A 10,105-nucleotide genomic window follows, 5' to 3' on the forward strand; every position below is an offset into this window, starting at 1 on the left:
ACCTCGAGCCGTTCATGGAGGCGGAGAAGAAGCGCGGCCGCCTGGAGGCACGCGCCGACGCGGATCCCGGCGCCGACACGGATGCGGGTGCCGCGGTGGGCGTCGACCGCGGCCGGGGCAAGGTCGTTCTGGCCACGGTCAAGGGCGACGTGCACGACATCGGCAAGAACATCGTCGGGGTGGTCCTCGGCTGCAACAACTACGAGGTGATCGACCTGGGCGTGATGGTTCCGGCGTCGGTCATCCTGGACACCGCGCTCGCCGAGGGCGCCGACGCCGTCGGGCTGTCCGGCCTGATCACGCCGTCGCTGGACGAGATGGTCAACGTCGCGGGCGAGATGCAGCGGCGCGGGATCAAGCTGCCGCTGCTCATCGGCGGCGCGACCACCTCACGCCAGCACACCGCGGTGCGGGTCGCGCCCGCGTACGAGGGCACCGCGGTGCACGTGCTGGACGCCTCCCGGGTGGTCGGCGTCGTCTCCGACCTGCTCAGCCCGCAGCGCGCCGAGACGCTGGATCGCGAGAACCGCGCCGAACAGCAGCGCCTGCGCGAACAGCACGAGTCCAAGCAGCGCGTGCCGCTGCTGTCGCTGGCCGAGGCACGGGCCAACCGTGAGCGGGTCGACTTCGGCGACCTGCCGGTGCCCGCCTTCACCGGGCTGCACCGGGTCACGCCGCAGCCGGCCGCGCTGCGCGAGCTGATCGACTGGCAGTTCCTGTTCCTGGCCTGGGAGCTTAAGGGCAAGTACCCGGCGATCCTGCAGCAGCCGGTGGCCCGTGAGCTGTTCGAGGACGCGAACGCGCTGCTCGACCGGATCATCGCGGACGGTTCGTTCGACGCGCAGGGCGCGTACGGGTTCTGGCCGGCGCGCGCGATCGGCGACGACCTCGTCGTGGAGGCGGGCGGGCCGGGCGCCGGCGGGAGCGCCGGCGGGTCTGTGGTGTTCCCGATGCTGCGCCAGCAGACGCGGAAGCCCGAGGGGCGCCCGAACCGGTGCCTGGCCGACTACGTGGCGCCGGCCGGGGACCACCTCGGCGGGTTCGCGGTGGCGATCCACGGCGCCGAGAAACTCGCCGCGTTCTACGAGGCGCAGCACGACGACTACCGCGCGATCATGGTCAAGGCGCTGGCGGACCGGCTCGCCGAGGCCTTCGCCGAGTACGTCCACCTGCAGGCGCGGCGCGACTGGTTCGAACCGGATGCCGACCCGGCGATCGCGGATCTGCACGCCGAGCGGTTCCGCGGGATCCGGCCGGCGCTGGGGTACCCGGCCAGCCCGGATCACAGCCTGAAGCGGGAGCTGTTCGAGCTGCTGGACGCGCCGGCGCTGGGCATGGGCCTGACGGAGGCGTACGCGATGACGCCGGCCGCGAGCGTCAGCGGCCTGCTGTTCGCGCACCCCTGCTCGCGGTACTTCACGGTCGGGCGCGTCGATCGCGAGCAGGCGCGCGACTACGCGGACCGGCGCGGCTTGGCGCTGGCCGAGGTGGAGCGCTGGATCGGCCCCAACCTCGCCTACGATCCCTCCTGATCGCAGCGCAGGCCCAGCGCGCCGTGTTGCACGGCCGCGGCAGGCACGTCCGCGCCACTTGGTGCCTTCGGGGTCAGGGCCACCAGCTTCTCGCGCAGCTTTCGTGGCCGGTCCAGCTGCGATGCAGGAAGACCACGTCCTGCCCGGTGAACACGTTCCGCTTCTCGTCCGTGTCCCGTGCGCGGTATCCCGCCTCGATGCGCTCCCAGTCCTCGTCCGACCAGACCCGATCGGGCAGCAGGGGCATGGGCTGCGGCTGCGCGATCGGGTGTATCCGCCGAAACGAGGAGCGGGAGAGCCGCTGAGGATCAGGCATTGCGCCGTCGTACGAGCCGGGCGCGCGGGAACGCCGGGGCGAACCTCAGGGCAGCAGGCGCGATCGCACCTCGTCGCCGAAGAAGGCCCCGGTGTCCACGTGCGCCAGGAAGTGCGCCACCTGCCGCCGGATGACGGCCAGCTGCTGCGGTCCGGGCGCGGCGAGGTCGTCTGCCTCGATACCCGCGGCGCCTTGCCCGGCGTAGCGGCGGGCCAGCCGCGCGATGCTGTGCTCCCAGTCGGCCGCGGCGATGCGCTGATCGACGCCGGCGTGCACGAGCAGCATCATCGCCGCCAGGCCGGTGCGGTCGCGTCCGCCGGCGCAGTGCACGACGATCCCGCCGTCCGCGGCGGCGGCGACCGCGTTGCCGAAGTCGATCAGGGCCCGGGGGTAGTCGGCGAGGTATTGGCCGAGGTTGTTCGGCAGGCCCGGCGGGTACCACCGGCGGATCCACTCGGGCGAGGCGTACGCGTCGAACGCGATGCGCACCGTTTTCAGCCCCGCGGGCCGGGTGACGGCGGGCCGGCACTCCTCTTCGTTGCGCAGGTCGATCACCGTGCGCACGCCGAAGTCCCACAGCGCCTGCCAGCCGTCGCGGGTGAGCAGGTCCAGGTTGTCGGCGCGCACGATCCGCCCGCGTACCGTCTCTCCCCCGCGCGCCGTCGGAAGCCCGCCGAGGTCGCGGACGTTGCAGCACCCGTCCCACGCAAGATCCCGCGCGGCGATGTCCACGTGTGCGTCCACTGTCATGTGCCGCTCCCGCTCCTTGCACGGACCGCCCCGGTCAGTTCACTGAGACGTCGTCGTAGAGGGTCGACGCCGGGGTGTCCGAGATGCCGTTGTCGTCGTATGAGGTCAACGTCACGGTATAGGAGTGCCCTGCGGTCAGGTCGGCCCACAGGGGCGTCCACGCCGGCGTGGCGGGGCAGGCGTCGTCGAGCACGGTCGTGGTGGAGCCGGCGGTGTTGTCGGTCAGGGTGACCGTGGCGCCGTCCAGGCCGAAGGACTGCGGGCAGGTGGCGCTGTACCAGAGGGTGAGGGTGGAGTCGCCGGCGGCGGCGGTGAAGCTCTGGGTGAGGGAGCTGGCGCCGTTGGTCGCGGTGGTGTCGCCCAGGCGCGCGGCGTAGGTGCCGGAGTGCGCCGCGGTGGCGACGACGGCTGTGGCTGCGCCGGAGGGGGTCCAGCCGGTGAGCTTCCCGGTCTCGAAGCCGCCGTTGACGATCGGGTTCGGCCCGGCTGCCAAGAGCGCGACGTCGTCGTAGACGGTGTTGTTGGGGTCGAGGTCGTAGTTGTCGTCGTGTGAGGTCAGCGCGAGGGTGTAGGTGTGGCCCGCGGTCACCGGGGCGGCGGCTTTGGACCAGGTGAACTGCTGCGCGCAGGTCTTGGGCAGGACCGTGGTGGTGGTGTGCGCGGTGGTGTCGGTGAGGGTGGCGGTGGCCCATTCCGCGTCCACGGAGCCCGAGCAGTCGGGTTCGTAGAAGAAGGACAGGACGTTCTTGCCGGCCGGCACGGTGAAGGTCTGCGTGGCGGTGCTGTCGCCGTCGGTGGGTACGAAGTCGCCCAGTTGCGCGGCGTACGTGCCCGAGTGCGTTTGGTCGGTGGTCGCGAATGTTCCGGTGGCGTTCCAGCCGGTGAAGTCCCCGGTCTCGAAGCCGCCGTTGAGGATGCCCGTGTAGGGCGCGACGACTTTCCAGGTCGCGGAGGCTGACCCGGAGGCGGTGCCGGAGGTCGCGGTGACGGTGGCGTTCCAGGTGCCGGTCTTGGTCGGGGTGCCGGTGATCAGCCCGGAGGGGCTGATCGACAGCCCGGTCGGCAGGCCGCTGGCCGCGTAGGTCAGCGTCTTGCCGGTGGCCGAGTCGCTCGCGGTGACCTGCACCGCGGTGATCGCCTTGTTCACGGTGCTGGTGTGGTAGCCGGGGCTGGTGAGCGTGACGGTTTCGGCGTGGTTGACGATCGGGTGCGACAGGTCGCACTGGTCGTCGTCGTTGGACCAGGTGGCCTGCATCGCGTAGCTGCCGTCGCCCATCGTCACGTTGCCCGCGCCGCCGGGCAGCCCCGGCCAGATCCAGGCGCACTCGTCGGCGTTCTCCTGCTGGTAGTAGCTGCTGGCCGGCTGCTGGTTGGTCCAGCCGCCGGCCGGGTTCTGGTCCGACATCGTCTCGGCGAACTCGTGTCCCAGCACTATCGTCCAGCCGTCCAGGGTGCCGGGGTCGTTGACGAAGCCCACGCCGCAGCCCGCGCCGGCGTCCATGGTGTACGGCTGGTTGGAGAACGCGAAGTCGCCCACGTCGGAGGCGACCGCCCCGCCGGTCAGGGTGGCGTCGCCGTTGTAGTCGTGCCAGGCGCAGAATCCGCTCTCCTGGTAGGTGTCCGGGTCGGTGCCGCTCGCCGAGAGCACGACGTAGTAGGCGTCGCGGTTGGCGGCCGCGGTGGTGTTGCCGAAGTGGTGCGCCGCTTTGAGGGCCTCCGCGCCCAGCTGCTGGCCGGTGGCGGCGGCCGGTTCGGCGGCGGCGTTGTCGTACCAGGCGCCGGACAGCACGCCGCCGGACATGTAGGGCACGAAGTTCGCGTTGCTCGGACACGCGAGCGCGCCGGCCGCGACGTTCGGCCCGTCGCACCACTGTGTGAGCGTGGCCGACCACAGTTCGCCGCCGGTGCCGATGCCCTTGAACAGGTCCTGTGCGACCGGTGCGGCGCCGTCCGGGTCGTTGCTGAAGGTCAGGTCGCCGCCGGTGCCGGTGTGCTGCGTGCCCCACTGGCTGCCCCAGAAGACCAGGTAGACCTTGGCCTTGCCGCTGGTGACGCCGACAGCGTCGATCCCGCCGCCGTAGGAGAGCGTCTGCGCGCCGGTCTGCTGCGCGCTGCCGCGGGCCGCGGAGGCGCCGGCGCGGGTGTGGGTGTGGGCGGCGTCCCAGTCCTTCATCCGCGCCAGCGTCCGGATGCTCGGGACGGCTCCATGACGGTAGGGGTGCCCGGTGGCGGGGTTGTACGGGTCCGCCGTCGTACTCGCCGCGGCAGCGCTGCGCGGCGCGGTGACGGTGACGGCTGCGTGCGCCGGGCCGGCCGCGCCGAGTCCCGCCCAGCAGATCGTCGCCGCGGCCAGGCACGCGAGCGTACGCAGCGTTGATCCGTGCATGAGATGTCCCCTCCCCGAACCAGTCCCCCGGGTCCCGCCCCTGGTTCCCTGCTTCATCAGAGCACGTATTCAAGCGGAGCGTAGGGTCGCCCGGCCCGCCCGTCAAGGCGGCCGCGCCGCCGGCGCACGGCCCTTAGGCGTGGGCCTCCAGGTGCGTCGCGCGGGTGAGGCGGGCCGGCTGGCGCGTCTCGGACTGGGTCTGGGATGGGGGTTGGGCGACGATCACGACGCCGTGCGCGGTGACCGTGTAGCGGTGGCGGTCTGCTCGGGGGTCTACTCCGATCAGGGTGCCCGGCGCGATGTGCACGCCGCGGTCGATGATGGCGTTGCGGATGACGCAGCCCGCGCCGATGTGGACGTCGTTCATCAGGATGCTCGATTCCACGCGGGCGGCCCGGTTGACCTGCACGCCCGGTGAGAGCACCGAGCGGTGGACGCTTCCGGTGACCGTCACGTCCGCCGCCATCAGGCTTCCGACGCTTCGCTGCGGGCCCGGGCCCGGGTCCGGGCCGGTATCTGTGCCGGTGTCAGGTTCCGTGCCCGCCGTGCACCTGGCGCCGGGGATTCCGATGGGCCAGTTCGGATCGGCCATGTCGAAGACCGGCTCGTCGCCGAGCACGTCCATGTGGGCCGCGTGGTAGGCGTCGAGCGTGCCCACGTCGCGCCAGTATCCGCGGCCGCGCGCCCCGCCGCCGGGCAGCGCATTGGTGCTGAAGTCGTACACGCCCGCCTGCCCCGCGGCGACCATCGCCGGGATCAGGTCGCCGCCGACGTCGTGGCCGGATGCGGGGTCGGCGGCGTCCGAGCGCAGCGCGTCCGCGAGCGCGTCGGCGCGCCAGGCGTAGTTGCCCATGGAGGCGTAGACCCGGTCGGGGGCGTCCGGCAGGCCGACGGCGTGAGCCGGCTTCTCGCGGAACGCCGCGATCCTGCGCCCGTCCGCGGCGGTGTCGATCACCCCGAACTGGTCGGCGATGGCCAGCGGCTGGCGCACCGCGGCCACCGTCACCCCGCATCCCCGGGCGGCGTGCTCGTCGAGCATGTGGCGCGGGTCCATCCGGTAGACGTGGTCGGCGCCGAACAGCAGCACGTGCTCCGGTTCGGCGGCCTCGATGAGGTCGAGATTGCGGTAGAGGGCGTCCGCGGACCCGCCCGCCGCGCCCGGCGGCTGCCGGCTGGGGACCGGGGTCACCCGCACCGGGCCGTCGCTTCCGCCCGCTCCCGCCGGCCCGCGCAGCGCGGGGAGCGTGGGGACGCTCCGGCCGTGCCACGCGGTCCGCAGGTAGCGGTCCAGGCTCTGGCTCTGGTACTGCGTGATCACCACGATGTCCCGGCAGCCGCCGTTGACCAGGTTGGACAGCACGAAGTCGATGATCCGGTGCCGCGGGCCGAACGCGATGTCGGGTTTCGCCCGGTGGCTGGTCAGCGGCATCAGCCGGGAACCGCGTCCGCCGGCGAGCACGATCGCGAGCACCTTCGTGCGACGGTTGTCCATCACTGGGGTTTCCTTCTCTGCCAAGGCGCTTTGGCAGGCGACAGTGCCGATCGCGTCGGCGCCGCACCGCCGATCCGTTGCCGGTGAACCGGACACGGCGGATTAAACAGCCGTCAGAAGGACCGCGGCAGGGCCCTTGGTCCCTGGGGTCGCGCAAGGCGGTCGCGTCGGCCGTGTCGCGCGTCGTGCGGGCCCGGCACAGTCGCCGGGCCCGCACGGCGCAGGCCGTCGCCGTTGTTCGTCGCTGCTATCCGTTATCCGTTATCCGTTTTCCGTTTCGGGCGGGCGGGTTCACTGCACGACGGACCAGACGAACGTGGCCGTGCCGCTCACGCCGGCCGAGTCCTTCGCCGTCACCGTCACCGTGTACGTCCCGAGCGTGCTGCCGGAACCGGAGAACGCGCCGTTCGCCGCGAGCGTGATGCCGGGCGGCAGCCCGCTCGCGCTGTAGCTGAGGCTCTGCGCCGGGTTGGAGTCCACGGCCTGCATCGCGAGCGAGACCGCCGCGCCCTTCGGGCTGCTGTAGCCCCACGGGTTGACCACGCCGACCGTCTCAGCTCCCGGCACGCCGGAGTTCGGGGTGACGTTCGCGCTGATCGCGGTGTTGGCCGGCGAGACGCCCGCGCCCGAGGTGCCCGCGGCGACCTGGCCGGTCAGCTGGTGCGCCAGGCTGATCGCGGCCGACAGCGGCCGGTTGGCGCTGGAGTCGCCGACCGAGATGCCGTAGCTGCCGGCCTGCGCCTCCCACTGCTTGTCGCTGTTCGACCAGTTGGCCAGGTCGTGGACGGTCAGGGTGAAGCTGACCTGGGCGCTCTGCCCGGGGTTCAGGCTCACCCGCTGGAAGCCGGCCAGCTGCTGCGGCGGGTTGCCGCTGGACGCCGGGTCGCTGACGTACATCTGCGCGACCTCGGCTCCGGCCCGCGAGCCGGTGTTGGTGACGGTGGCCGTGACCGTGGCGGCGCCGTTGGCGTTGAACGCGCCGACGTCGAGGTTGGAGAAGGAGAAGCCGGTGTAGGAAAGGCCGAAGCCGAACGGGAACGCGGGGGTGATGTTCTGCGCCTGGTACCAGCGGTACCCGATGTCCACGCCCTCGCTGTAGGTCACCCCGCTGGGGGTGCCGGGCCACTGCGCCTGCGTCTGCGCCGGGACCTGGCTCAGGGCGGCCGGGAAGGTGACCGGCAGCTTGCCGCAGGGGTTCGCGGTGCCGAAGATCAGCGCGGCCATGGCGTCGCCGACCTCCTGGCCGGGGTACCAGTTCGCGAACACCGCGGCGACCGAGTTCAGCCACGGCATCACCACCGGGCCGCCGCTGTCGAGCACCACGACGGTGTTCGGGTTGGCGGCCGCCACCTGCTGGATCATCGACTCGTCCGTGCTGGACAGGTCCAGGCTGCTCAGGTCGGACTCCTCGCCCTCCGGCAGGTTCACGAACACGATCGCGTCGCTGGCGGCCCTGGCGGCCGTGACCGCCTGCGGGATGTCAGCGGTGCCGTTGTCGTTGCCGGGGGTGTAGGTGACCTTGACGCCCGCTCCGGCGGCGTTCCGGATCCCGGTGATCGGCCAGACGGTGTTGGAGCTGGTCACCGTGCCGCTGCCGCCGCCGGCCAGCTCCACGCCCGCGCCGGCGTCGGTGCCGATCACGGCGATCGTCTCGGTGCCGTTGGGGTTGAGCGGCAGGATCCCGTTGTTCTTGAGCAGCACCGAGCCCTCCTCGCTCAGCTGCAGCGCGGTCTGCTGGTGCGCCGCGGAGGTCACGGTGGCCGACAGCGAGCCGGTAGCCGGGTTGTCGAACAGGCCGAAGGCGAACATCTGGGTCAGGATCCGGCCGACGGCCGCGTTGACCGTGTACTGGCTCAGCGTGCCGTTCGCGATCGCGGCGGCCAGGTCGGCGGGGATCGAGCCGGGGAACGGCATGCCGATGTCCATGCCGCCCTCGACCGAGGCGACGTTGTTGTAGTCGGCGCCCCAGTCGGAGGTGATGTACCCGCCGAAGTTCGCCTCGCCGTCCAGGCCCTTGATCTGCATGTCGGCGTTCTGGCAGGACGCCGAGCCGTTGACCACGGCGTAGGAGCACATCAGCGACGCGGGTGCGGACTGCTCGACGGCGGACTGGAACGGCGCGAGGTACAGCTCCTGCAGGGCCTGTTCGCTGACGGTCTCGTTGTTGCCGCCGTTGGGGTACTGCTCCTGGTCGTAGGCGGCGTCGTGCTTGACCATGGCCTGCACGCCCTGGCTCTGCAGTCCCGCGACCTCGGCCGAGGTGATCTGGCCGGCCAGGTAGGGGTCCTCGCCGTAGGTCTCGTAGGTGCGGCCCCAGCGCGGGTCGCGCACCAGGTTGGTGGTCGGGCCGAGCGAGACGTTCACGCCCTTGCCCGCGAACTCGGCGCCCATCGCGGCGCCCTCCTGCTGGATCAGCGCCGGGTCCCAGGTCGCCGCGGCGTTCTCGCCGTCGGGGAACGCGGTGACGCCGCCGGTGCCGTCGCCGACCCCGTTCGGGCCGTCCTGCAGGTTCATCGCCTTGATGCACAGGTTCGGGATCGCGGCGACCTGGCCGATGTACGAGGAGCCGCCGTCGCCCGACAGCAGCGTGAACTCCTCGGACTGGTCCATCGTGTTCAGTACCTGCTGGACGCGCTGGGCGAGCGGCGCGGTGGAGTTGACCCACGGGCACACCCCGTTGCCGCCGTCGCCGTTGCCGCCCGTGAGCGGGGCGACGGTGGTCAGCCCGAAGACGTCGAACTCGAAGATGGAGTCGCCCCACTGGGTGGCGCGCACGGTGGCGTACACGCGGATGTAGCGGCCGGCCGCGGAGAAGGTGAACGACTGGCTGCCGCCGGCCCCGGCGGCGGTGGAGTAGACGCTGCTCCAGGTCGCGCCGTCGCCGGACACCTGGATCTGGAACGCCGAGGCGTACGCGGCCTCCCAGGAGAGGCTCGCGCCGCAGATCTGGGTCTGGGCGCCCAGGTCGACCTCGAGCCACTGCGGGTCGCTGTACGCGCTCTCCCAGCGGGTGCCGGGGTCGCCGTCGGTGGCGGCGGCCGCCAGGTTGCCGGTGGCCGAGTAGGTGGAGGATGCGGTGGTCGGCTGGTCCAGGGCGAGGTCCTGGTAGCCGCAGTACTGCGGAACGCCCCCGCCGCCTCCCCCGCCGCCGCCCCCTCCGCCGGAGCCGGAGCCCTGTGTGAACGCGAGGTAGTGCAGGTTCCAGCCGGCGGCGTCCTGGTCGACGGTCAGCGTCTGCGCGCCGGCCGCCAGGGTGACGCTCGCGGTCACGGTGGTCCAGGTCTGATATCCCCCCGTGGCCGGCACGGCGAGCGCGCCGCTGAGGTTGGTGCCGGAGGAGCCGGCGATGTGCAGCGCGTCGGTGACCGCGCCCGGCGCCGCCACGCGGAGGCTGACCGTGTAGGTCCCGGCCGTGGACACCTCGACGGTGTACTTGAACCACTGTCCGGCGCCGGTCCAGCCCAGGTTGTATCCGCCGCCGGCAGGTGTCGTGTCCTGCGTGTCCGCGGTCGCTTCCAGGTCGACTCCGTCGGGGCGGTAGCTGTTGGCCGAGCCGTTGGCGGCGGTGACGCTGTATGCGACGCCCTGGCCGCCGGTGTCGTAGTTCGCCGCCTGCACCGTGCCGGGCA

The 10,105-nt window shown here is 72.1% G+C and carries 6 protein-coding genes; 1 reads left to right on the forward strand and 5 read right to left on the reverse strand.

Annotated features, from left to right (window positions below):
• Positions 1–1,532, forward strand: a 1,532-nt coding sequence (locus tag VFB40_RS05340) for a vitamin B12 dependent-methionine synthase activation domain-containing protein (RefSeq protein ID WP_324848159.1), incomplete at its 5' end; no start/stop codon positions are given.
• A 73-nt stretch (positions 1,533–1,605) separates the two neighbouring features.
• Here VFB40_RS05340 and VFB40_RS05345 read toward each other — a convergent pair.
• From VFB40_RS05345 to VFB40_RS05365, 5 genes are all read right to left on the reverse strand, one after another.
• Entirely contained in the window at positions 1,606–1,848 is a 243-nt protein-coding gene (locus tag VFB40_RS05345; RefSeq protein ID WP_324848160.1) for a hypothetical protein, read from the reverse strand.
• A gap of 45 nt (positions 1,849–1,893) precedes the next feature.
• Positions 1,894–2,598 (reverse strand): tyrosine-protein phosphatase, encoded by a 705-nt coding sequence (locus tag VFB40_RS05350; protein ID WP_324848161.1) that lies wholly within the window; start codon positions 2,596–2,598, stop codon positions 1,894–1,896.
• 34 nt (positions 2,599–2,632) lie between these two features.
• Positions 2,633–4,984 carry a hypothetical protein gene (locus tag VFB40_RS05355; protein WP_324848162.1) on the reverse strand — a complete coding sequence of 784 codons (2,352 nt, stop codon included), beginning with the start codon at positions 4,982–4,984 and terminating at the stop codon, positions 2,633–2,635.
• 133 nt (positions 4,985–5,117) lie between these two features.
• On the reverse strand, positions 5,118–6,476 hold the full coding sequence (locus VFB40_RS05360; protein ID WP_324848163.1) for a glucose-1-phosphate adenylyltransferase: 1,359 nt from the start codon (positions 6,474–6,476) through the stop codon (positions 5,118–5,120).
• A gap of 291 nt (positions 6,477–6,767) precedes the next feature.
• Positions 6,768–10,105: glycoside hydrolase family 3 C-terminal domain-containing protein (locus VFB40_RS05365; protein ID WP_324848164.1), on the reverse strand; the 3,338-nt coding region annotated here is incomplete at its 5' end.

Origin of the sequence: Actinocrinis sp. (assembly GCF_035650855.1) — a bacterium.
In the GTDB taxonomy this organism is placed as follows: domain Bacteria; phylum Actinomycetota; class Actinomycetes; order Streptomycetales; family Catenulisporaceae; genus Actinocrinis.